Source organism: Tateyamaria sp. LSS28, assembly GCF_059611725.1.
Map to the genome: position 1 here is coordinate 859,630 of NZ_JCAPFI010000001.1, position 21,539 is coordinate 881,168.

Below are 21,539 nucleotides of genomic sequence, written 5' to 3' on the forward strand. Positions count from 1 at the left end.
GGCGCGGTCAGCGGACGGACAGGATTTCGTCCAGCGGCTTCTTGATCTTGGCGACGGCAGGCACCGTGGCATCGTCAGATGCATGGCCGACCGCAATGATCATCGTGGCCTTTTCACTGTCTGGTCGGCCCAGCAGATCGCCCAGGAATTTCATCGGGTTTGGTGTGTGGGTCAGCGTCACCAGTCCCGCCGTGTGTAGGGCCGTCAGCAGCATGCCAGTCGCAATGCCGACGCTTTCGGGGACGTAGTAATTCTTGTACCGCGTGCCGTCATCGAATGTGCCATAGCGCTGGGCAAAGACCACGATCAGCCAAGGCGCATCCTCAAGGTGCGGCTTATCAGCATTGGTGCCAATGGGTTCCAGTGCCTTGATCCATTCGTCGCTTGCACCCCCGTCATAGAACTTGCGCTCTTCTTCTTCTGCCGCTTCGCGGATCTGACGCTTGATAGCGAGATCGCTGATGGCCACGAAATGCCAAGGCTGGTGGTTGGCACCCGAGGGTGCTGTACCCGCTGCTGCCACACAAGCTTCGATCACTTCTTGGACCACCGGTCGCGTGGAGTAGTCCCGCACCGTGTGGCGCTGGGCCATGAAATCACGAAACTCCTCAACGCGGCGCAGCATCTCGGCATCGTCGAATTCTTGCCGGTCAGGCAAGGGAAGTTGGCGGTATTCCAGTTTTTCCTTAGAAAACATATCCTGGCTTTCGGTCGTATCTACAAAGCACGGAGGGCAGCGCCACCGCCGGGCGGGTGTCTAGAAATCCAGATTCTCGACGCTCAGTGCGTTCTTCTGGATGAACTCGCGGCGCGGTTCCACCACATCGCCCATCAGCTTGGTGAACAAATCGTCGGCCTCGGCCATATCGTCGACCTTTACCTGCAACAATGTGCGCGCATCGGGGTCCAGTGTGGTTTCCCACAGCTGATCGGGGTTCATCTCGCCCAGACCTTTGTAGCGTTGCAGGGACAGTCCGCGTTCGCCTTCTTCCAGGATGGCATTCAGCAGGTCCATCGGTCCCATGATCGACTGGACGCGGTCCTTGCGGATCAGGGTGGCCGGGGTGCCATAGACGTCTTGCAGCCCTTCGGTGAACGACCCGGTCTTGCGCGCCTCACCTGACCGCAGCATTGGGCCGTCCAGCGTGCGGACCTCTTCCACACCGCGCAGGATACGTGCCAGACGCACGCCCTTGTCCTGAGTGATCCGACCTTGCCAGCCGCGTTCCCATTCAAGCGCGATCAGATCCAGCCGTTTTGCCACCTTGTCAGCCACACCTTGCAGGTCGGCGTCTACGGCACCGGGTACAAACGCGCCTGCGATAGCGGCCTGTTCCAGAATATGGCGTGGGTAATGGGTCGGGAAGGCTTGCAGCACACGTTTCAATTGCCGCGCTTCTTCGACCACGCGGACAAGGTCCTGACCTACGACTTCCTCGCCATTGCCTTGGCGCAACATGGCCCCGTCGATGCCCTGCTGGACCAGATAATCCTGCATCTCGGCCTCGTCCTTGAGGTACACTTCGGACTTGCCACGCGCGACTTTGTAAAGCGGCGGTTGCGCGATGTAGAGATACCCGCCCTCGATCAGCTCTGGCATCTGACGATAGAAGAACGTGAGCAGCAGCGTCCGGATATGTGCACCGTCCACGTCAGCATCCGTCATGATGACGATCTTGTGGTAGCGCAGTTTGGAGATGTCGAATTCGTCCCGGCCAATGCCGGTGCCCAGCGCCATCACCATGTTGCCGATTTCCTGCGAACTCAGCATCCGGTCGAAACGGGCACGCTCAACATTCAGGATTTTCCCTTTGAGCGGCAGAATGGCTTGCGTCTTGCGGTCCCGACCCGTCTGGGCCGATCCGCCGGCACTGTCACCCTCGACCAGGAAAACCTCGGTGTTGGCCGGGTTCTTGTCGGAACAATCCTTCAGCTTCGAGCTCAGGAAGTTCATGTCCATCGGGTTCTTGCGCCGCGTCAGTTCGCGCGCTTTACGGGCCGCTTCACGGGCGAGTGCGGCTTCGATGATCTTGCCAACGATGATCCGCGCTTCGTTCGGATTCTCTTCGAACCATTCGGCCAGTTTTTCGTTTACCAGCCCTTCGACCGCCGGACGCACTTCGGACGACACCAGCTTGTCCTTCGTCTGGGACGAGAATTTCGGGTCGGGCACTTTGACGGACAGTACGCAGGTCAGCCCCTCGCGGGCGTCATCGCCGGTAAAGTTCACCTTCTCTTTCTTGGCGATGCCGCTGGACTGCGCATAGTTGTTGATCGTCCGCGTCAGCGCGCCGCGAAAGCCAGCCATATGCGTGCCGCCATCGCGTTGCGGGATGTTGTTGGTGAACGGCAGGACGTTCTCGTGGTAGCTGTCGTTCCACCACATCGCGACTTCGACGCCGATGTCGTCCTTTTCACCGTTAATGAAAATTGGTTCGGGCATGACTGAGGACTTGTGCCGGTCGAGGTATTTGACGAATTCCCTGACGCCGCCCTCGTAGAACAGCTCGGACCGCAGATGTTCGATGGGCCGTTCATCAATCAGAATGATGCGCACACCCGAGTTCAGAAATGCCAGTTCGCGCAAGCGCTTCTCAAGTGTATCGAAGGAATAGTCGAGGTTCGAGAACGTGTCGGTCGATGCAAGGAACCGCACTTCGGTACCTGTGCGCCCGCCCGCGTCGCCCACAACCTTGAGATGCTCAACGGTGTCGCCATGGGCAAAGTGCGCCACGTGTTCCTTGCCATCGCGCCAGATGCGCAGGTCAAGCTCGACCGACAGCGCGTTCACCACTGACACACCAACGCCGTGAAGGCCGCCCGACACCTTGTAGGAGTTGCTGTCAAACTTCCCGCCCGCGTGCAGTTGGGTCATGATGACTTCGGCCGCAGACACGCCCTCTTCTTCGTGAATCCCCACCGGAATCCCACGCCCGTTGTCGCTGACAGACACCGAAGAATCCGCGTGAATCGTGACCGTCACGGCGTCCGCATGACCTGCCAACGCCTCGTCAATGCCGTTGTCGACAACCTCGTACACCATGTGGTGCAGACCGCTGCCGTCATCGGTGTCACCGATATACATGCCCGGACGCTTCCGTACCGCTTCCAAGCCTTTGAGAACTTTGATAGAATCCGCGCCGTAGTCTTCGGGGGTTTGCTCGTTATCTGCCATTTATGGGCCCCTTGAGTGGTTGCGCTAAATATACGGTTTTTCAGGGGGGATGTCACGCAAGTGACACAAGATTTTGCGTGTCAGGTCAGGGGGATGATCAGGCCTACGCAGATCAGCAAAGCACCTGCGATCAGGTTCATCCGGCGTAACGCATTGGGCGATGATACCATCCGTCGTGCGCGGTCGATGAACAGGGCCATGGCGAGGTTCCCAAGCAACGGCACGATCATTGACAGGACCACGATGGTCACCACGTCCCACGCTGTCAGCCGCGTCAGATCAAAGAACCCCGGCAGCATGCCCATGTAGAACAGAACAGCCTTCGGATTGCCCAGGATCACCGCCAGCCCGGCCAGAAACCCGGCCCACATGCCGGGGCGTGTGAGGCGATTGTCAGTTCCGATGCTCTTGTCCGCTGAGCGTATCACGAGCGCGCCCATCAGCAGAAAAATCCCCGCGGCAACCCACTTCAAGACACCCAGAAAGCCGCCATAGATCGACAGGATCCAGGTGATCCCGAAGATGGCCAGAAGTGACCACAGCACATCGCCAACCACGACGCCCAAAGCCAGAGGCCACGCCGCTTGAAAGCCGCCTGACAAGCTGCGCGCGATCAGTCCAACCCAGACGGGCCCGGGCGTCAGGAACAACACGGCCAGCGCACCTGCATACAAGGCAAGGTCCCACCCGGTCAGCGTCATGGCCTGCTCACCGTGCTGACACCATCCGCTTCGGTCACTTCGACATATTGCGCCCGCTCACCCAGGCTGTCGAAGAGTTCCGTTTCCGTCCCCGTCATCCACGCCTGCGCACCCAGCGCACAAATCTCGTCATAAAGTGCGGCCCGCCGGTTCGCGTCCAGATGCGCGGCGACCTCGTCCAGCAGCAACAGCGGTGGCGCGCCAAAGTCCTGTGCCAACGCACGCGCATTGGCCAGGATCAGGGACACCAGCAATGCCTTCTGTTCGCCGGTCGAACAGTCCTTGGCGGGCACGTCCTTGGTTGCATAGACGCCGTATAAGTCCGCACGATGTGTCCCAAGCAACGTACGCCCGGCAGCCAGATCACGGTTGCGTCCATCCGCCAAAGCGGTGCGCATATCCTCGACGGTTTCGGGCATCCCCAGTTCACCCGGTTGCAAGGTCAAATCCGCCGCAGGAAATGCTGTCTGTGCACCGCCTTGTGCGTCTGCCAGCGCATCCAGCGCGCGCAATCGGTTGGCATGAATGGCGGTGCTCGTTTCAGCCATGCGCTGTTCCAGCGCCGCATACCAATGCGGATCACGCACCATGTCTTTGAGCAGGCGATTCCGCTCGCGCATGGCTTTTTCATACTCCAACGACATCTGCGCATGATCGGGGGTAAAAGACAGGGTCATCCGATCCAGAAACCGCCGCCGTCCCTCAGCCCCTTCGATCCAAAGGCGATCCATGGAGGGGATCAGCCACAACACGCGCGCAATTCGGCCCAAAGCAGTCTGAGGCGCAGCCTTACCATCAATCTTCACCTGCCGTGCGGCCCCACCTTCGGACCACGTCTCGACCTCGTGCACCTGCTGCAGAGATTGCAGAACACCGGACAGCTTCCAACCAAGGGCCTCGGGCCGCCGGGTCATATCCTCTGCCGAAGACCGACGCAGGCCCCGACCCGGTGAAAACAGGGATACGGCCTCGAGAATATTGGTCTTGCCCGCCCCATTCGGCCCAAAAATCGCCACAGGACGTGCATCCAATTCCAGCCGCGCCAATTTGTGCGAGCGGAAATGCGACAGGGTCAAAGCAGAAAGGGACAGCGTCATGACTGTCCCTCGTTTCTTCTGACTGAAAATACCACCGCCGGAGGCAAGATTTTTCGCCGAAAGATCTTAGACACGCATCGGCATGACGACGTAAACCGCCGACTGGTCCGTGCCTTCGCGCATCAGGGTCGGATCGCCCGAGGAGTTGAACATGAACACCGCATTCTCGCGATCTACCTGGGATGCAATCTCAAGCAAGTACTTCGCGTTGAACCCGATCTCGAGCCGCTCGTCCCCATAGGCCACGGCCAACTCTTCCTCGGCGGCCCCGCTGTCAGGCGCATTCACGGACAGAACCAGCCGGTCCTCATCCAGTTGCAGCTTCACCGCACGCGAGCGTTCGGATGACACGGTTGCCACACGGTCCACAGCCTTGGCAAAATCCGAGGCATCCACTTCCATCTTGCGGGTGTTGCCCACGGGAATGACGCGCGTGTAGTCGGGGAAAGTGCCGTCGATCACCTTCGATGTCAGCGTGATGTCCGGCGTGGCAAAGCGTACTTTGGTTTCCGACACCGACACGGCGATTTTCATGTCATCATCGTCCAGCAGCTTGCGCAGCTCACCCACGGTCTTGCGCGGGACGATCACGCCGGGCATGTCAGCCGCCCCATCAGGCAATTCGCTGTCAATGCGGGCCAGACGGTGGCCGTCGGTGGCCACGCAGCGCAGGGCTTTGCCGTCATCGCCATCCGCGATGTGCATGTAGACCCCGTTCAGGTAGTATCGCGTCTCTTCGGTCGAGATTGCAAATTTCGATTTGTCGAACAGGCGGCGCAGCTTTGGCGCGTCGACCGAGAAGTTCGAGGCGTATTCAGACGACGCCATGACCGGAAAATCTTCCTTGGGCAGGGTCGCGAGGGAAAAGTTCGAGCGTCCGGCTTCGACCGTCAAGCGGCCAGCGGCGGTATCAGCAGACAAGGTGACAAGCGCCCCATCGGGCAATTTACGCACGATCTCGTGCAGGGTCGTCGCCGCCACGGTCGTGGCCCCGGCGCGTTCCACTTGGGCGGGGGCCTTGTCGACCACCTCGATATCCAGATCGGTCGCGCGGAACGTCACATCAGACCCTTCGGCTTCGATCAGCACGTTGGCAAGGATCGGAATGGTGTTGCGACGCTCAACCACGGATTGGGCCTGGCTCACCGCTTTCAGCAGCACACCGCGTTCGACACTGATCTTCATGGTCCGTCTCCCCACCTTGGCACCGGGACGGGCAGACTAGCCCAACCGCTGCACTTCACAAGCACTTTATTGCTTGTCGGGTGCCTGCGCGGCGGCGTCAAGGCACGGCGCCCGCGAAAACGAAAAAGGGCGCCCCCAAAAGGACGCCCTGTGATTCAAATGCGGCAGCTTTACGCTTCGAGCGACCGGCGCAGCAGCTCCAAATCCTCGGCAATCTGACCATCCGACTGCTTCAGCTCTTCGATACGGCGCACACCATGCATGACAGTGGTGTGGTCGCGTCCGCCGAAACGGCGGCCAATCTCGGGCAGGCTGCGGGATGTCATGTGCTTGGCCAGATACATCGCCACCTGACGTGGGCGGGCATAGGCGCGCAGACGCTTGGGGCCAATCATGTCGGACAGACGGATGTTGTAGTGTTCGGACACCTTGCGCTGGATTTCCTCGACCGTGATCTTGCGCTCGGATGCGCGCAGCACGTCCGCCAGACAATCCTGCGTCAGGTCCATATCGATCTTGCGCCCGACAAGGGATGCAAAGGCAAACAAACGCGTCAGTGCACCTTCGAGAACGCGCACGTTGGTCGAGATGCGGTGAGCGAGGAACTCCAGCACACCATCCTCGACCTTGAGGTCCGGATAGGTGGCCATCTGCTGTTCGACCTTCGACTGCAGGATGCCAAGACGCAGTTCGTAGTCGGTCGGGTGCAGGTCAACGACCAGCCCGCATTGCAGGCGGGACTTCACGCGCTCTTCCAGGTCCTTGATCTCGCCCGGGGCGCGGTCGGCGCTGATGATGATCTGCTTGTTCTGGTCCACAAGCGCGTTGAACGTGTGAAAGAATTCTTCCTGCGTGCTGTCCTTGCCGGCGATGAACTGGACGTCGTCCACCATCAGCACGTCTACAGAGCGGAACATTTCCTTGAAGTCCATCATCTTGCGGTCGCGCAGGGCCTGCACGAAGCGGTACATGAACTGCTCTGCCGACAGGTACAGGACATTCAGGTCCGGACGGCGGGTTTGAAGCTCCCACGCGATGGCGTGCATGAGGTGCGTTTTACCCAAACCGACGCCGCCGTACAGAAACAGCGGGTTGAAGGTAACAGGGCCACCTTCGGCAACGCGCTTGGCTGCGGCATGGGCCAATTCGTTGGGTTTGCCGACGACGAAGCTGTCAAAGGTAAAGCGTTTGTCCAGCGGTGCGGCGGACAGGGCCGCGCGGGTCGATTTCCCAGCGGTGGGCATGGCGGGTTCGGTCATCGGGGTATCCACGGCTGATGGGCGGCTTTGGGAATTGGCGGCGACTGCAAAGCTCAGGCGGCGAATGCTGTCATCCTCGGACTTCAACTCGTGCAGGATAAGATCAGAGAAATTCTGGCTCACGTAGTTCCCCATGAAGTTCGTGGGAACGTCGAACGTCGCAATACCGTCTTGCAGTCCTCGAAACTGCAGCGGCTCGATCCATGTCTTGTAGTTGTTTTGGCCTACCGTCTTGAGCAGCCGTTGTCTCAGCTGTCCCCATTTTTCTTGTGTCATACGCTACCAACCGTCCCTTCTGCCATTTCATACTCCGGCGATCTTCGGCTCGCCGGGTCAGCCCGCACCAAGTCTCAGGATGATCAAAACACGGCCACTGCCAACGGCGTAGCTTTGATCCATTCGGATATTTACAGATGTGGCACATGCCGCTCCCGTGTTAGCCGGGTTTTCCGCACGTGCCGTCCGCACACCAAATATTTCTGACAGGTCGGGCAATGGCAGACACCATGCTCAAAATCGGATCAGACAACTTGTGTCATCCCCTACCCAGATACCGTGTACGTACCGTGCACAATGGTCTCTGGCCTGTCCCCCCAAGGCGGTCTCACGACTCGCCCTAGGTTGGTAGCAAGTTCGTGAGCGCGCCGTCCACAGAACTTAAAACTTGACTCAGCGATTCTGAAAAAAGAATCTCTGCGTCCCTTGTTTTCATAGGAAAAACAAAAAAAGCGCCGCAAAATTGCGACGCTTCGTGTCTTCGTGCATTGGGGGAATTATCCCAGTGCTTTTACCCGTGCTGATAGGCGCGACATTTTGCGCGATGCGGTGTTCTTGTGATAAACACCCTTGGTGACACCACGCATCAGTTCAGGCTGTGCGACTTTCAGGGCTGCAGATGCAGCGTCTTTGTCACCCGAGGCAATCGCCTCTTCGACCTGGCGCAGATATGTGCGAATGCGCGACCGGCGCGCCTTGTTCACTTGGAAGCGTTTTTCGTTTTGACGGGCCCGCTTCTTGGCCTGAGGCGAATTTGCCATGTTATCTCGTCCCAATCTATTGGTGCGGTAGTTTCAGAAGCCGCGCAGATAGGCCGTTTGCAAACCAGAGTCAACGGCCTGTCCAGTACACTTGCTTTGAATCAAGAAAACGCCGTCGCGATGTGCTATGGTCCACCATAGCGAGAATCTGACGGAGGACGACATGACACAACCCTTGGCCACTTCTCAGTATGCGCATGCCCTGTATCGCGCCCATGGTGACAAGGCCGAAGCCGAGGTTGCGCAACGCGAACGGATTGCAATCGAAGCCGGGAAAATGAACGAGGCGCAAGACTGGCGCAAAGTCCGTGCATCGATTCGCCTGATCAGGGGCGCCAACCAGAAATAACGTGCACCATGAAACGACAGCCTGTGCAGGGTGATGTAATGTCATCCTGCACGGAGCTTACCGGTCGCGGAATTGCGCTTCGCGTTTTTCCAGGAACGCAGTCATGCCTTCCTTCTGGTCCTCAGTGGCAAAGAGCGAATGGAACACGCGGCGTTCGAACAGCAGGCCCTCGCGCAGCGGTGTCTCGAACGACCGGTTCACGGCTTCCTTGACGGCCATAACGGAAATCATCGACTTCTCGGCGATCTTTTCGGCCGCGCTCATTGCTTCGTCCATCAGCTTTTTGGCTGGGACCACGCGGCTGACCAGCCCGGATCGCTCGGCCTCTTCCGCATCCATGAAGCGGCCTGTCAGGTTCATGTCCATCGCCTTGGCCTTGCCCACGGCACGGGTCAGGCGCTGTGTCCCGCCGATGCCGGCCATCACACCCAGGTTGATCTCGGGCTGACCGAACTTGGCGGTGTCGGACGCAATGATGAAATCGCACATCATCGCCAGCTCGCACCCGCCGCCCAGGGCATAGCCGCTGACGGCAGCGATGACCGGCTTGCGGACGCGCACAATCGCATCTGTTTCCGGGCCAAACAGATCCTCGGTGAACACCTCAGTGTACGATTTGTCCTTCATCATCGCAATGTCGGCCCCGGCGGCGAACGCCTTTTCCGACCCGGTGATGACGATGCAGCGCACCTTGTCATTGGTCTGGCACCCGCCCATCGCGTCGGCCAGTTCTGACATCAGTTGATCATTCAGGGCATTCAGCGCATCGGGACGGTTCAGGGTGACCTTCGCGATGTGGTCTTCTATTTCGACGATGATCGTCTCATAGGCCATGGGTCTGCCTTTGGTTTGTTGTGTTTCAAGTGGTAACGCTTATCACGGGCGGGGGCCGTTTCAAGCTAAGATTGGCACGACCTGCAGTAGAAAGACGACCGCCCTGACTGCACAATGCGCGTCACCTCGTGGGAACACCCCGGGGTGCGGCAAGGTTCCCCCTCACGCCCGTAAACATCAAACCGATGTTGAAAATACCCAAGCTCTCCATCGGCTTGGCGGAAATCGCGCAGGGATGAACCACCGGCCTCAATCGCTTCGGCCAGCACGTCCCGAATGATCGGGACAAGGGCCGCGACACGTTGCTTGGAAATCCGCCCCGCCTTTCGCGTCGGCGAGATACCAGCCCGGTAAAGCGCCTCGCAGACATAGATATTGCCCAATCCTGCGACGATTCTCTGATCCAGCAGCGCTGATTTCACAGGCGTGTTCTTGCCCTCGAACGCCGCCACCAGATGATCCTCGTTGAATGCATTGCCCAACGGCTCCGGCCCCAGCACGGCCAGCAGCTTGTGCTGATCGGCCGTGGCGGTATCCAGCAAATCCATCGCCCCAAACCGCCGCGGATCGTTGAAGGTGATGCGCGCCCCGTTGTCCATATGCAGGACAACATGATCATGTTTCTCTGCAGCCGGGTGCTCATGCACGAACTGCCCAAGCGGATCGCCAGAGACAAGCATCCGTCCCGACATCCCCAGATGGATCAGCAACGTCTCGCCAGAAGCCAGATCAGCCAAAATATACTTCGACCGCCGCCGCAACCCTAGCACCTGCTGCCCACTCAACCGCTCGGCCATCCCGGCCGGAAACGGCCACCTCAGATCAGGTCGGTTCACATCGGCCCGCGCAATCACAGCGCCCTCCATCGTCGGGGCCAATCCCCGGCGGACAGTTTCAACTTCGGGCAGTTCGGGCATGTGCGCTGCTCCCTGCGGCAATTGGGCTACGTTGTGTATGCCTGCGAGCGGCCTATAACAAGGCCTGACAAAACAGAAAGACGCCTCTTCCCATGACCGATGACAAAACCACGCATTTCGGGTTTGAAACCGTTCCCGAGGGGGAAAAGGCCGGGCGTGTTCAGGGGGTCTTCAACTCGGTCGCCAGCAAATACGACATTATGAACGACGTGATGAGCGTCGGCATCCACCGCATCTGGAAAGAGGCGATGATGGATTGGTTGGCCCCGCGCCCAGGCCAAAAGCTGCTCGATGTGGCGGGCGGCACCGGCGATATCTCGTTCAAGTTTCTCAAACGTGCAGGCCACGGCCATGCCACTGTGCTGGACCTGACCGAACCCATGCTGGTCGAAGGCCGCAAGCGGGCCGAGGCGGACAAGATGGCCGACAGCCTTGATTGGGTGGTGGGTGATGCAATGGCCCTGCCGTTCGAGGACAACACGTTCGACGTCTACACCATCAGCTTCGGCATTCGGAACGTGACCCGCCCACAGGATGCGCTGGCCGAAGCCTATCGCGTGTTGAAACCCGGCGGTCGCCTGATGGTGCTGGAGTTCAGCCAGCTGCCGAATGAAGGCATGCAGAAGCTCTATGACCTCTACAGCTTCAACGTGATCCCCCGCATGGGCCAGATAATCGCGAATGACCGCGACAGCTACCAGTACCTCGTAGAGTCCATCCGCAAGTTCCCGGATCAGGACACCTTCCTGTCCATGATAAGGGATGCCGGTTTCGAGAACGCCAAGTACCGCAATCTGACGATGGGCGTCGCCTGCCTGCACTCCGGGTGGAAAATCTGATGATTTTTCAATATCTTGTGGTTAAAATTGCGTTAAGCGCAAGTGTCCCCGCGGGGACAAACCCATGAGAGGTCCGCACAATATCATCCGCCTGATCCGAACAGGCGCGACCCTTGAACGGGCTGGGGCCATGAACGTCGTGCTTGATGCCTTCGAAGCTCCTCCCGTCCTGCGCTTCGTCGCCAAGGCCATGGCCAAGCCCTTCCGCTGGCTGGGCTACAAGGGCGATCCGTCGATGCCGCCAGCCATTCGCGCTCTGACGGCGCTGGGCCCGGCCTACATCAAATTCGGCCAGATCCTGTCGACCCGGCCCGACGTGGTGGGTGACGAACTGGCTGTTCAATTGCGTGTTCTGCAAGACAAGCTGCCCCCCTTCGCGGCCACTGATGCCAAGGCCGAGGTTGAGCGCGAGCTGGGCGTGTCGACCGACACGCTGTTCTCCGAATTCAGCGAACCGGTTGCCGCGGCCTCCATCGCGCAAGTGCACAAGGCCAAGCTGGCGGACGAGGACAGGTTCGTCGCGGTCAAGGTCCTGCGCCCGGGCATCGAAAAGGCGTTCCAGAAGGATATCGACGCCTTCTATTTTGCGGCCAAGATCGTCGAGCTGTTTGCTCCCGCCGCGCGCCGCCTCAAGCCGATGGACGTGATCGCGCATTTCGACGGCGTTGTGCAGGGAGAGCTGGACCTGCGCCTCGAATCCTCGGCCGCTGGTGAATTCGCGGCCAACACCGAAAAGGATGACGGATTTGCTTTGCCCAAGATCCGGTGGGAGTATTCGGGCCGCCGGGTCATGACGCTCGAATGGGCGGACGGTGTGCCCATGGGCGACAATGATGCCATAGATGCGGCGGGACACGACCGCGTCGACCTAAGCGAACGTGTGCTCAAACTGTTCCTTTTGCACGCGCTTCGCGATGGGTACTTCCACGCCGACATGCACCAGGGCAACCTCAAGGTTGCGCCCAACGGGGACATCATCGCCTACGATTTCGGGATCATGGGACACATCGATGAATATACCCGCCGCGTCTATGCCCAGATCCTCTTTGGCTTCATCCGCAAGGACTACAAGCGCGTGGCCGAGGTGCATTTCGAAGCCGGTTATGTGCCTGCCGACAAGGACGTTGATGAATTCGCCCGCGCCTTGCGCGCAGTGGGTGAGCCGATCTTTGGCATGGACGCGTCCAAAATCTCGATGGGCAGGCTGCTGGCCTACCTTTTTGAGGTGACAGAACGCTTCGGCATGGAGACCCGGACCGAGCTTATTCTGTTGCAACGCACCATGGTGGTGGTCGAGGGGGTCGCACGATCCCTGAACCCGAACATGAACATCTGGCAGGTCGCGTCGCCGGTGGTGACGGACTACATCCAGAAATCCATCGGACCCCGCGCAGTGGTCAAAGATTTGTACAACACCGCCCGCGTCCTTTCCCGTTTTGGTCCACGTTTGCCGCGCCTGGTCGAGCAAGCGCTGATCGCACAGTCAAATCCCGCCCCGGAAAAGCGCAACGGTTTCTGGCGCTGGATCATACTGGCGGCGGTCATTGGCCTTTTGGCAGGGGGCGGTTTGACCCTCTTGATCGAAACGCTGTTCTGATCTTCTTCTAACTGAAAATACGACGGGGGTCTGGGGGCTGGCCCCCAGTCCGCCATTGCCTCAAGCGATCCGTTCAATCGCCAATGCGATGCCCTGGCCACCCCCAATGCACATGGTGATCAGCGCTTTGGTGCCGCCAATCCGCTCCAGCTCATACAAAGCTTTCACAGTGATGATTGCACCGGTCGCACCGACAGGGTGACCCAAAGCAATCGCGCCGCCGTTGGGATTCACACGCGCCGGATCAAAGCCCAGATCGTTGGACACGGCCAAGGCCTGCGCTGCAAAGGCTTCGTTGGATTCGACAACGTCGAAATCCTCGGGCGACAGGCCCGTACGATCCAGCAGGTTGCGGACGGCTGGGATGGGGCCGATGCCCATGACTTCGGGTCGCACACCCGCATGGGCGTAGCCCAATATGCGCGCTTTGGGTTTCAAACCTGCCTTTTCGGCGGCGTCCGCAGTTGCCAGCACTACGGCACCGGCGCCGTCATTGATGCCCGAGGCGTTGCCCGCCGTGACCGATCCATCCTTCTGGAACACCGGGCGCAGCCCAGCCAGTGCCTCCATGCTGGTCGCTTTGGGATGTTCGTCGACTTCAAATGCAACTGTGTCGCTCTTGACCTTCACTTCGACCGGCGCGATCTGGCTGGCAAAGCGACCATCCGCGATGGCGGCTGCCGCACGCTCCTGGCTTTGCATGGCAAAGCTGTCCTGGTCGTTGCGCGAGATGCCGTGTTCAGCGGCCACGTTCTCGGCCGTCACACCCATGTGCCCGGTGCCAAAGGGGCAGTTCAGTGCGCCCAGCATCATGTCGAGCGTTTTCACGTCCCCCATCTTGGCGCCCCAACGCTGGCTGGGGACGATGAAGGGGGAGCGCGACATATTCTCGGCCCCGCCCGCGAGGCCAAAGTCAGCATCGCCCAGCATTAGAGACTGAATCACGCTCACGATCGCCTGCACACCCGACCCGCACAGGCGGTTCACATTCATCGCAGGGGTCGTGTCGGGCACGCCCGCCTGCATGGCCGCAACGCGGCTCAGATACATGTCCCGTGGTTCGGTGTTGATCACATGACCAAAGGCGACGTGGCCAATCTGTCCGCCCTCGACTCCTGACCGTTCAAGTGCCGCCTTTGCGGCCACGGTGCCAAGGTCAATGGGTGTGGTGCCTGCAAGCAATCCGCCAAAGGTGCCGATGGCTGTGCGTGCGCCGTCCAGAAGTACGATGTCTTGGGTCATGATGATCCTCCCTTTGTGTCCTGATATGACGATGGGTCGGTCGCATGTCAGCCCCTTGGGCTTGACTTGGACGCAACGGCATTGGCACTACTCCGTCATGACGGAGAACACTGACGCTATATTGTCGCTCTTGCCGACCCGATTGAAGGATGCGCGGCGGGCGCAAGGGTTGTCCCTGGACGCGGTGGCGAAACTGTCGGGCGTGTCTCGGTCGATGGTGAGCCAGATCGAACGGGGCGAATCCTCGCCCACGATTGCGACGCTTTGGAACCTGACCCGCGCCTTGCAGGTGGATTTTGCGGGCTTGTTGGATGAGGGCGCGGCAAAGCGGATCGAAGTTCTGCGCACGGCGGATGTGCCAAGCATCGAGAATCGGGGCGCGGGCTGCACCATTCGTATTCTCAGCCCGCCGGAAGAGGCCGGGCGGCACGAGGTATACGAGTTGCGTTTCATTGAAGGTGGGGTGCTGGACAGCCAGTCCCATGCCCGTGGTGCGCGTGAGCATCTGACCGTGATCGAGGGCAAGCTGCGTGTGACCAGCGGTGGCGCATCCGAGAAGGTGGGGCAGGGGGACACCGCCCGCTATGCCGCCGATGTGCCACACCGGATCGAGGCGGATCGGCCCGCACGCGCATTCCTGGTCGTGCAGGACGCCTAGGCACAAATCCGCTTTCACGGATTTTTGTCCGCAATTATGAAATCCGCTCTACCGGAATCATCTCCGGTATGTTAGATTTTCCTGCAAAGGAGTATCTGACATGACGCACGCCTTTCTCACCCATGTGACCGACACCCTGGCCCAGATCGAGGCGGACGGGATGATGAAGCGCGAGCGCGAGATCACCTCGCCCCAAGGTGGTCGGATCGACGTGGGTGGGCGTGAAGTGCTGAACCTGTGCGCCAACAACTACCTTGGGCTGGCCGATCACCCCGATCTGATCGCCGCTGCCAAGGGTGCGATGGACACGCATGGGTTCGGCATGGCCTCGGTCCGGTTCATCTGTGGCACGCAGGATTTGCACCGGGAACTTGAGCAACGTCTGGCCCGTTTTCTAGGCAAGGATGATGCGATCCTGTTTGCTGCGTGTTTCGACGCCAATGGCGGGTTGTTCGAGCCGCTCTTGGGACCGGAGGATGCGGTCATCTCGGACGCGCTGAACCATGCGTCGATCATTGATGGTATCCGGCTGTGCAAGGCGAAACGCTATCGCTACGCCAACAGCGATATGGACTCTCTGGAAAAGCAGTTGCGCGCGGCCAAGGCCGATGGGGCGCGGCACATCATGATTGCGACCGATGGTGTGTTCTCCATGGATGGCTATCTGGCGAAACTGCCCGAGATTACCGCGTTGGCGCGGAATTTTGGCGCGTTGGTGATGGTTGATGATTGTCATGCCACGGGATTCATGGGGCCGAAGGGAGCAGGCACCCCGGCCCATGCCGGCGTGGACGTGGATATTCTGACAGGCACGCTGGGCAAGGCGCTGGGCGGGTCCATTGGTGGCTACATCGCCGGGCCGCAGCCTGTGATTGACCTGTTGCGCCAGCGCGCGCGGCCCTACCTGTTTTCCAATTCCCTGCCGCCCGCAGTTGTGGCCGCAGGGATCGAAGCGATCCGGTTGGTGGAGGAGGGCGACGATTTGCGCGCGCAGTTGTTCGACAATGCCGCCTACTGGCGGGCTGGGCTGGAGCGGTTGGGATTCGAGTTGTTGCCCGGAGAACACCCGATCATCCCCGTCATGTTGGGCGAGGCGCAGTTGGCACAGGATATGGCGGCGCGGTTGTTTGACGAGGGGGTCTATGTCTCGGGTTTCTTCTTCCCGGTCGTGCCGCGCGGGCAGGCGCGTATCCGCACGCAGATGAATGCGGCTTTGACCCGGGACGATCTGGATCGTGGGCTGGCCGCGTTCGAAGTGGCTGGCAAGGCCGTTGGGGTGATCTGATGCGTAACACCATGAAAGCATTAGAAAAAACGCACCCTCGCGAGGGGTTGTGGTCAGTCGAGGCGCCGGTGCCGGAGATCGGGCATGATGACGTGCTGATCCGGGTGAAGAAGACGGGGATTTGCGGGACCGATATTCATATCTGGAACTGGGATGAGTGGGCCTCGGCCACTGTTCCGACGCCTTTGATCACCGGACATGAATTCGCGGGTGAGATCGTGGATATGGGTCGGAATGTGGATAGTCTGGCCCTCGGGCAGCGCTGTTCGGGTGAGGGGCATCTGATCGGCAAGACGTCCCGCCAGAGCCGAGCGGGCAAGTTCCATCTGGACCCGGCGACGCGGGGGATCGGGGTGAACGAGCAGGGGGCCTTTGCCGAGTATCTGCGCTTGCCTGCGTTCAATGTAGTCCCTTTGCCCGATGAGATCGACGACGATATCGGCGCCATTCTGGACCCGTTGGGCAATGCGGTGCATACCGCCTTGTCCTTTGATTTGATTGGAGAAGATGTGCTGGTGACGGGTGCCGGTCCGATCGGGATCATGGCCGCTGCCGTGGCCCGGCACGCTGGCGCGCGGCATGTGGTGATCACCGATGTGAACCCGGACCGGTTGCGCCTTGCCACCCACGTCGCGGACGTGGTGCCGGTCAATGTAGGGCATCAGGATCTGGCCGAGGTGGTGTCAGGGCTGGGTATGACGCAGGGGTTCGATGTTGGCCTTGAGATGTCCGGGAACCAAGTCGCGTTGGACCAGATGGTCGAGGCGATGACCATGGGTGGCCGCATTGCGATGCTGGGAATTCCGCCCGGAAAATCTCCCGTCGATTGGAGCCGGATCGTGTTCAAGGCCATCACCATCAAGGGTGTCTATGGACGCGAGATTTTCGAGACATGGTACAAGATGATCGCGATGCTGCAGAACGGGCTGGATGTGTCGGGGGTCATCACGCACCGGTTCAAGGCGGCGGAGTTTGAGGCCGGGTTCGCGGCTATGAAATCGGGGTCCTCGGGTAAGGTTGTTCTGGATTGGACCTGAGCACCGTGCGCTGCGTTAATCCGAGATTTGCGTGGACGGCAGGGTGTGCATGTGGCCCTGTTTCTGGCGAAACTGCGCATTTTGACGGTGAAACTGCGGTCTTTGCCACGGGTGAAACAGATGGGTTTCGGACCGGTTTGACGAAACTGCGTATTTTTGCCGCTGAAACTGCGTGTTTCGTGAACCTTCTGCCTAAATAGCTGATTCGAATAGTTAATCCGTGGTGCTGTGTCTAGTTAATCCGTGGTGCTGTGTCGCAGGCAGTGGCGGGGTGAACCCCGCCTTACAGACGCAGAATGACCAAGGGCGCAGTCGTGCGGCAGGATTGGATGTAAGGCGCATCTTGATGCGCGGGGGCGGAGGATACCTCCGCCTTACGGTTTGAGCAGGAGACGTCCCGTGTCCGTCAGAAGCCAAGCGGTGTCTTCTTCGAACACGGCGGCTGTCAGGGGGCGGCCATATCCTGCGCCAGTATCAAGGTTGATCCGGTTGCCGTAATGCGTTGCCGTATCGACGGGCGTGTGACCGTGTACGATCAGTTTGGGGTGGTTGGCGTCGCTGTTGTGAAATTCCTGCCTGATCCAGAGCAAGTCTTCCTCGGTCTGATCGGTCAGTGCCACACCGGGGCGGATGCCAGCGTGGACGAACATCAAGTCGCCGACGGTATGGCTGAAGCGTAGGCCGCGCAGGAAGTCGAGGTGGTTTTGGGGCACTGCGGCCCTTGCATCAGCTTGCACGTCCTTTTCACGGCGTTGTCCCGAGGCATCCACCCCGTAGGACGCCAGCGTCGTGTCGCCGCCCAGCCGGTCGTGCAGCCAATAGAGTTCTACCATCATATATGGGTCGTGCCGGATCGGGTTGGCCATGAACCATTCGAACATGCGGTCGTGATTGCCCTTGAGGAACGTCCAGTTTCTGCCCGCGTCCCGTCCTTGGATCAGGGTATCAAGCACAGCCCGGCTGTCGGGTCCCCGGTCGGTGTAGTCCCCCAGAAAAACGATCTGTGCGTCCTTGCCCCCATCTGCTTCGATCAGGGACAGGACGCGGTCCAGTTCGGCCTTTTGGCCGTGGATGTCGCCAATGGCATAGGTGGGTGTCATGGGCAGCCTTTCAGGCGGGGCGGAGGACACCTCCGCCTTACGGGGTTTGTGTTTGGGAGTGAACTTTAGCGATCAAGGGCGACGGTCAGGCCGAGACCGACGAGGATGGAGCCGCCCAGGGCTTTGACTCTTGCATTGGCGCGGCTCGTATGTGCCAGCAGGCGGGACATGCGGTGAGCGAGGGCCACGCAGACAAGGTCGGCGCTGGAAAAGACGACGTTTACGACTGTGCCCAGAATCAACATTTGCGCCCAGATTGGGAGCGCGGCTGCCGGGTCAGAGAACTGTGGCAGGAACGCCATGAAGAAGAGCGCGGTTTTCGGGTTGAGGATTTCGACGATCATGCTTTGACGAAACGCGCGGGCCGGGTTGCTATCGCCTTGCGGTGTGGCGTTCACCCGCGCGTTGCGTGTGCGGATCATCTGGAGACCGAGCCAGATCAGGTAGGCTGCCCCGATCAGTTTCAGAGCCACATAGAGCGGCGGCACCAGTTCGAACAAGAGTGCGAGTCCGAAGGCTGCTGCCAGCACGTGGACATAGCCCCCGACATGCAGACCCAATGCCGCCATCAGCCCGGCGCGTGCGCCGCGGGCCAGGGTTTGCGCCGTGGCGTAGAGCATGGCGGGGCCGGGGATGTAGGCAAAGATCGCGGTGGCGATGAGAAAGGCGAGGAGTGTGTCGAGACCGGGCATGGGGTGACCTTAGGCGCTGGGCGTGGTTGTGCAAGCCACTCAGGCGTTCGTTTCAGATTTGAAGCGGGTGATCCAGTCTACGCTGATGTCGTCAGAGAGTTTGGACACGGCGGGCTGGACCGGTGCGCCTTGTGGCAGCTTCAGGTCTTTGAGAATCTGTTCCAGCGTTCCCGAGGGATCTGCGGACAGGGTGTCATAGTCGAGCCGCAATGGTGCGATACCTTGCGCCTTGAACCAATCCTCCCACGCTGTGTCATAGTTTGTGACAGTCTCTAATTCCTGCGCGATGGCGGTGTGGTCGTATTGTGGTGTTTGCGGAGGTGCAGTGCGTTCCAGTTCCGACCCGTCCGCGTTGCGATGCCAGAGCCCGCTTTGGCTGGCGCGCACCAGCGATACGGCCTGTGCCACCTTGTCCTTGCGGTGCAGGTGAATGTGGCGGGTCGGGCCAAATTGAGCTTCGACTGCGGCCTTGTCTGTTGTTGCGTCCGGGTGTGCGTCACGCAATTGGTCAAAGAAGAACGGCGCGCTGTGGCGTTGGAGGCGGAGGCCGAAGATGTCCGTGTCGCCACACCCCTGCGCGACGGCTTCGGCAAAGATGTCCGGGCGCGGTGTGTCCGGCGCAAGGTCGAGGCCTGCGCGCCATTTGTCCAGGTCGGGTTGGTGGAAGTAGGATTTTGGATGGCCCGCAACGCCGCTGTCGCGCAGCAGGGCGCACAGGAGTGTGCTGCCGCTGCGGGGGCTTGTGCACAAGATATAGGCGCTGGGTGTCGGCATGGGCGTCTTCCAATATGGATCGCCCATGCCTTTAGTTCAGTTCGGTGACAATCGTAAGGCGGAGGTGTCCTCCGCCCCGCGCGTCAGGCCCGGGTCAGGCCCAGGTCAAGCCACGTCGAAGGCCAGCGGTTTGACCTGTGTGAACATGCCTGTCCCCTCGAGTGTTTTCAACACGTCCGTGGGGATCGGATCGTCGACATAGAGCAGCGCGATGGCTTCGCCCGCGATGGCCGCGCGGCCAAGGGTAAAGTTCGCGATATTCACGCCATTCTTGCCCATCGTGTTGCCCAGAAGGCCGATGATGCCCGGCACGTCCTCGTTCGTGGTGTAGAGCATGTTGGCCCCGATCTCGGCATCGATGTTGATGCCCTTGATCTGGATGAAGCGCGGTTTGCCATCCGAGAACACGGTGCCCGCGACGGAGCGTTCGCGCTTGTCAGTGACAACGGTGATCTTGATGTACCCTTCGAAGGCACCGGACTGGTCCTGGTTCGTGGTGCTGATCTGGATGCCACGTTCCTTGGCGACCACGGGGGCCGAGACCATGTTCACGTCGGGGTTGGCGCGTTTCATGATGCCCGCGATCACGCCGCAGTTCAGCGCATCGAGGTTCATTTCGGAGACGACACCATCATAGAGGATGTTGATCGCCTTGATCGGTTCGTCCGTCATCTGGCCTGTGAAGCTGCCCAGGTGACCTGCCAGTTTGACCCAGGGGCCCATGACCTTCGCCTCTTCCGCTGTGACCGATGGCATGTTGAGTGCGTTTTCGACCGCCCCAGTGAGCAAGTAGTTCGCCATCTGCTCTGCCACCTGCAGGGCTACGTTTTCCTGCGCTTCGGTTGTCGCGGCGCCGAGGTGGGGCGTGACAACAACGTTGGGTAGGTTGAAGAGCGCGTTTTCCTTAGCGGGTTCTTCGGCAAAGACGTCAAAGGCCGCACCGGCCACGTGGCCGGATTTGAGCGCTTCGGCGAGGGCCGCTTCGTCTACGAGGCCGCCGCGCGCGCAGTTGATGATCCGGACACCAGGTTTCATCATGGCGATGCGTTCGGCGGTGATCATGTTGGCCGTCTGCTCGGTCTTGGGCACGTGCAGCGTGATGAAGTCGGCGCGCTTGATCAGGTCCTCAAGCTCAACCTTTTCAACGCCCATCTTGTCGGCTTTCTCTTCCCCCAGGAAGGGGTCGTAGGCGAGGACTTTCATCTTGAGCCCGCGCGCACGGTCGCAGACGATGCCACCGATGTTGCCCGCGCCGATCACACCGAGTGTCTTGCCTGTCAATTCGGTGCCCATGAACTTGGACTTTTCCCATTTACCCGCGTGGGTGGAGGAGCTGGCTTCGGGAATTTGCCGTGCGACAGCGAACATCATGGCGATGGCGTGTTCGGCCGTCGTGATCATGTTGCCGAAGGGCGTGTTCATGACGATCACGCCCTTTTTCGACGCTGCTTCCTTGTCGATGTTGTCGGTGCCGATGCCTGCACGGCCGATGACCTTGAGGTTGGTCGCGTTCTTCAGGATTGTTGGCGTGACCTTGGTCGCCGACCGGATGGCGAGGCCGTCATACTGGCCGATCACTTCGGCCAGCTTGTCTTTGTCCTTGCCGAGATCGGGTTCGAAATCGACCTCGATCCCGCGGTCGCGGAAGATTTGGACGGCGGCGTCTGACAGCTTGTCGGAGATGAGTACTTTGGGCATGTGAGGCTCCAGGTTTTTTGCGGACGTTGCCGCGTATTGGGGATGTGTGTCGGCCCTTTGCGG

The 21,539-nt window shown here is 60.1% G+C and carries 20 protein-coding genes; 6 read left to right on the plus strand and 14 right to left on the minus strand.

The features are described from left to right. Window positions 1–7: 7 nt before the first annotated feature. The 7 genes from AC53L6_RS04310 to rpsT form a co-directional block, all read right to left on the minus strand. Window positions 8–697 carry a nitroreductase family protein gene (locus tag AC53L6_RS04310; protein WP_496906913.1) on the minus strand — a complete coding sequence of 230 codons (690 nt, stop codon included), beginning with the start codon at window positions 695–697 and terminating at the stop codon, window positions 8–10. Between the two features lie 60 nt (window positions 698–757). After that, window positions 758–3,175: a DNA topoisomerase (ATP-hydrolyzing) subunit B gene (gene gyrB / locus AC53L6_RS04315; RefSeq protein ID WP_496906914.1), complete on the minus strand. Its 2,418-nt coding sequence runs from the start codon at window positions 3,173–3,175 to the stop codon at window positions 758–760. Between the two features lie 80 nt (window positions 3,176–3,255). Continuing rightward, window positions 3,256–3,876: a LysE family translocator gene (locus AC53L6_RS04320; RefSeq protein WP_299203440.1), complete on the minus strand. Its 621-nt coding sequence runs from the start codon at window positions 3,874–3,876 to the stop codon at window positions 3,256–3,258. Next, window positions 3,873–4,973 (minus strand): DNA replication/repair protein RecF, encoded by a 1,101-nt coding sequence (gene recF / locus AC53L6_RS04325; protein WP_496906915.1) that lies wholly within the window; start codon window positions 4,971–4,973, stop codon window positions 3,873–3,875. The genes AC53L6_RS04320 and recF overlap by 4 nt, the downstream gene beginning before the upstream one ends. Before the next feature lie 66 nt (window positions 4,974–5,039). Beyond that, entirely contained in the window at window positions 5,040–6,158 is a 1,119-nt protein-coding gene (dnaN, locus tag AC53L6_RS04330; RefSeq protein ID WP_299203446.1) for a DNA polymerase III subunit beta, read from the minus strand. A gap of 170 nt (window positions 6,159–6,328) precedes the next feature. Further along, window positions 6,329–7,693 carry a chromosomal replication initiator protein DnaA gene (gene dnaA, locus AC53L6_RS04335; RefSeq protein ID WP_496906916.1) on the minus strand — a complete coding sequence of 455 codons (1,365 nt, stop codon included), beginning with the start codon at window positions 7,691–7,693 and terminating at the stop codon, window positions 6,329–6,331. 497 nt (window positions 7,694–8,190) lie between these two features. Next, complete coding sequence (rpsT, locus tag AC53L6_RS04340; RefSeq protein ID WP_299203452.1) at window positions 8,191–8,454, minus strand: 30S ribosomal protein S20; 264 nt, start codon at window positions 8,452–8,454, stop codon at window positions 8,191–8,193. Between the two features lie 163 nt (window positions 8,455–8,617). On the opposite strand from rpsT, the gene AC53L6_RS04345 reads away from it, so the two are divergent. Further along, the gene (locus AC53L6_RS04345; protein WP_189367178.1) at window positions 8,618–8,803 is read left to right on the plus strand and encodes a hypothetical protein; all 186 of its coding nucleotides are present in this window, start codon (window positions 8,618–8,620) and stop codon (window positions 8,801–8,803) included. 57 nt (window positions 8,804–8,860) lie between these two features. Here the strand turns inward: AC53L6_RS04345 and AC53L6_RS04350 are convergent, their stop codons facing one another. Further along, window positions 8,861–9,637 (minus strand): enoyl-CoA hydratase, encoded by a 777-nt coding sequence (locus AC53L6_RS04350; protein WP_496906917.1) that lies wholly within the window; start codon window positions 9,635–9,637, stop codon window positions 8,861–8,863. 65 nt (window positions 9,638–9,702) lie between these two features. Further along, window positions 9,703–10,554, minus strand: coding sequence for a bifunctional DNA-formamidopyrimidine glycosylase/DNA-(apurinic or apyrimidinic site) lyase (gene mutM / locus AC53L6_RS04355; protein WP_496906918.1), 852 nt, complete (start codon window positions 10,552–10,554; stop codon window positions 9,703–9,705). 92 nt (window positions 10,555–10,646) lie between these two features. Between mutM and ubiE the strand changes: the two genes are divergently transcribed. Together ubiE and ubiB are read left to right on the plus strand one after the other, a co-directional pair. Further along, the gene (gene ubiE, locus AC53L6_RS04360) at window positions 10,647–11,393 is read left to right on the plus strand and encodes a bifunctional demethylmenaquinone methyltransferase/2-methoxy-6-polyprenyl-1,4-benzoquinol methylase UbiE (protein WP_496906919.1); all 747 of its coding nucleotides are present in this window, start codon (window positions 10,647–10,649) and stop codon (window positions 11,391–11,393) included. Window positions 11,394–11,457: 64 nt separating this feature from the next. Continuing rightward, on the plus strand, window positions 11,458–12,990 hold the full coding sequence (gene ubiB, locus AC53L6_RS04365; RefSeq protein WP_496906920.1) for a 2-polyprenylphenol 6-hydroxylase: 1,533 nt from the start codon (window positions 11,458–11,460) through the stop codon (window positions 12,988–12,990). A gap of 60 nt (window positions 12,991–13,050) precedes the next feature. Here ubiB and AC53L6_RS04370 read toward each other — a convergent pair whose 3' ends face one another. Continuing rightward, entirely contained in the window at window positions 13,051–14,232 is a 1,182-nt protein-coding gene (locus tag AC53L6_RS04370; RefSeq protein WP_496906921.1) for an acetyl-CoA C-acyltransferase family protein, read from the minus strand. A 97-nt stretch (window positions 14,233–14,329) separates the two neighbouring features. Between AC53L6_RS04370 and AC53L6_RS04375 the strand changes: the two genes are divergently transcribed. The 3 genes from AC53L6_RS04375 to tdh all read left to right on the plus strand — a co-directional run bounded on the left by AC53L6_RS04375 (window position 14,330) and on the right by tdh (window position 17,212). Continuing rightward, window positions 14,330–14,890, plus strand: coding sequence for a helix-turn-helix domain-containing protein (locus AC53L6_RS04375; protein ID WP_496906922.1), 561 nt, complete (start codon window positions 14,330–14,332; stop codon window positions 14,888–14,890). Between the two features lie 100 nt (window positions 14,891–14,990). Further along, window positions 14,991–16,175, plus strand: coding sequence for a glycine C-acetyltransferase (locus tag AC53L6_RS04380; protein ID WP_496906923.1), 1,185 nt, complete (start codon window positions 14,991–14,993; stop codon window positions 16,173–16,175). After that, window positions 16,175–17,212 (plus strand): L-threonine 3-dehydrogenase, encoded by a 1,038-nt coding sequence (gene tdh, locus AC53L6_RS04385; protein WP_472726566.1) that lies wholly within the window; start codon window positions 16,175–16,177, stop codon window positions 17,210–17,212. Before AC53L6_RS04380 ends, tdh begins: the two co-directional genes overlap by 1 nt. A gap of 374 nt (window positions 17,213–17,586) precedes the next feature. Here tdh and AC53L6_RS04390 read toward each other — a convergent pair whose 3' ends face one another. From AC53L6_RS04390 to serA, 4 genes are all read right to left on the minus strand, one after another. Further along, window positions 17,587–18,312, minus strand: coding sequence for a metallophosphoesterase family protein (locus tag AC53L6_RS04390; protein WP_496906924.1), 726 nt, complete (start codon window positions 18,310–18,312; stop codon window positions 17,587–17,589). A 65-nt stretch (window positions 18,313–18,377) separates the two neighbouring features. Beyond that, window positions 18,378–19,004, minus strand: a complete 627-nt coding sequence (locus AC53L6_RS04395; protein WP_496906925.1) for a LysE family translocator — start codon at window positions 19,002–19,004, stop codon at window positions 18,378–18,380. Window positions 19,005–19,043: 39 nt separating this feature from the next. Continuing rightward, the gene (locus AC53L6_RS04400) at window positions 19,044–19,805 is read right to left on the minus strand and encodes a Stf0 family sulfotransferase (RefSeq protein WP_496906926.1); all 762 of its coding nucleotides are present in this window, start codon (window positions 19,803–19,805) and stop codon (window positions 19,044–19,046) included. A 78-nt stretch (window positions 19,806–19,883) separates the two neighbouring features. Then, window positions 19,884–21,476, minus strand: a complete 1,593-nt coding sequence (serA, locus tag AC53L6_RS04405; RefSeq protein WP_299700468.1) for a phosphoglycerate dehydrogenase — start codon at window positions 21,474–21,476, stop codon at window positions 19,884–19,886. Window positions 21,477–21,539: the final 63 nt, after the last annotated feature.

Bases quoted from the DNA above. Each gene is read 5' to 3' on its own strand.
- ubiB (WP_496906920.1), top strand. From the start codon at position 11,458: ATGAGAGGTCCGCACAATATCATCCGCCTGATCCGAACAGGCGCGACC.
- AC53L6_RS04375 (WP_496906922.1), top strand. From the start codon at position 14,330: ATGACGGAGAACACTGACGCTATATTGTCGCTCTTGCCGACCCGATTG.
- AC53L6_RS04320 (WP_299203440.1), bottom strand. From the start codon at position 3,876: ATGACGCTGACCGGGTGGGACCTTGCCTTGTATGCAGGTGCGCTGGCC.
- serA (WP_299700468.1), bottom strand. From the start codon at position 21,476: ATGCCCAAAGTACTCATCTCCGACAAGCTGTCAGACGCCGCCGTCCAA.
- AC53L6_RS04380 (WP_496906923.1), top strand. From the start codon at position 14,991: ATGACGCACGCCTTTCTCACCCATGTGACCGACACCCTGGCCCAGATC.
- AC53L6_RS04400 (WP_496906926.1), bottom strand. From the start codon at position 19,805: ATGGGCGATCCATATTGGAAGACGCCCATGCCGACACCCAGCGCCTAT.
- dnaA (WP_496906916.1), bottom strand. From the start codon at position 7,693: ATGACACAAGAAAAATGGGGACAGCTGAGACAACGGCTGCTCAAGACG.
- AC53L6_RS04395 (WP_496906925.1), bottom strand. From the start codon at position 19,004: ATGCCCGGTCTCGACACACTCCTCGCCTTTCTCATCGCCACCGCGATC.
- AC53L6_RS04350 (WP_496906917.1), bottom strand. From the start codon at position 9,637: ATGGCCTATGAGACGATCATCGTCGAAATAGAAGACCACATCGCGAAG.
- rpsT (WP_299203452.1), bottom strand. From the start codon at position 8,454: ATGGCAAATTCGCCTCAGGCCAAGAAGCGGGCCCGTCAAAACGAAAAA.
- AC53L6_RS04390 (WP_496906924.1), bottom strand. From the start codon at position 18,312: ATGACACCCACCTATGCCATTGGCGACATCCACGGCCAAAAGGCCGAA.
- AC53L6_RS04370 (WP_496906921.1), bottom strand. From the start codon at position 14,232: ATGACCCAAGACATCGTACTTCTGGACGGCGCACGCACAGCCATCGGC.
- recF (WP_496906915.1), bottom strand. From the start codon at position 4,973: ATGACGCTGTCCCTTTCTGCTTTGACCCTGTCGCATTTCCGCTCGCAC.
- tdh (WP_472726566.1), top strand. From the start codon at position 16,175: ATGCGTAACACCATGAAAGCATTAGAAAAAACGCACCCTCGCGAGGGG.
- dnaN (WP_299203446.1), bottom strand. From the start codon at position 6,158: ATGAAGATCAGTGTCGAACGCGGTGTGCTGCTGAAAGCGGTGAGCCAG.
- gyrB (WP_496906914.1), bottom strand. From the start codon at position 3,175: ATGGCAGATAACGAGCAAACCCCCGAAGACTACGGCGCGGATTCTATC.
- ubiE (WP_496906919.1), top strand. From the start codon at position 10,647: ATGACCGATGACAAAACCACGCATTTCGGGTTTGAAACCGTTCCCGAG.
- AC53L6_RS04310 (WP_496906913.1), bottom strand. From the start codon at position 697: ATGTTTTCTAAGGAAAAACTGGAATACCGCCAACTTCCCTTGCCTGAC.
- mutM (WP_496906918.1), bottom strand. From the start codon at position 10,554: ATGCCCGAACTGCCCGAAGTTGAAACTGTCCGCCGGGGATTGGCCCCG.
- AC53L6_RS04345 (WP_189367178.1), top strand. From the start codon at position 8,618: ATGACACAACCCTTGGCCACTTCTCAGTATGCGCATGCCCTGTATCGC.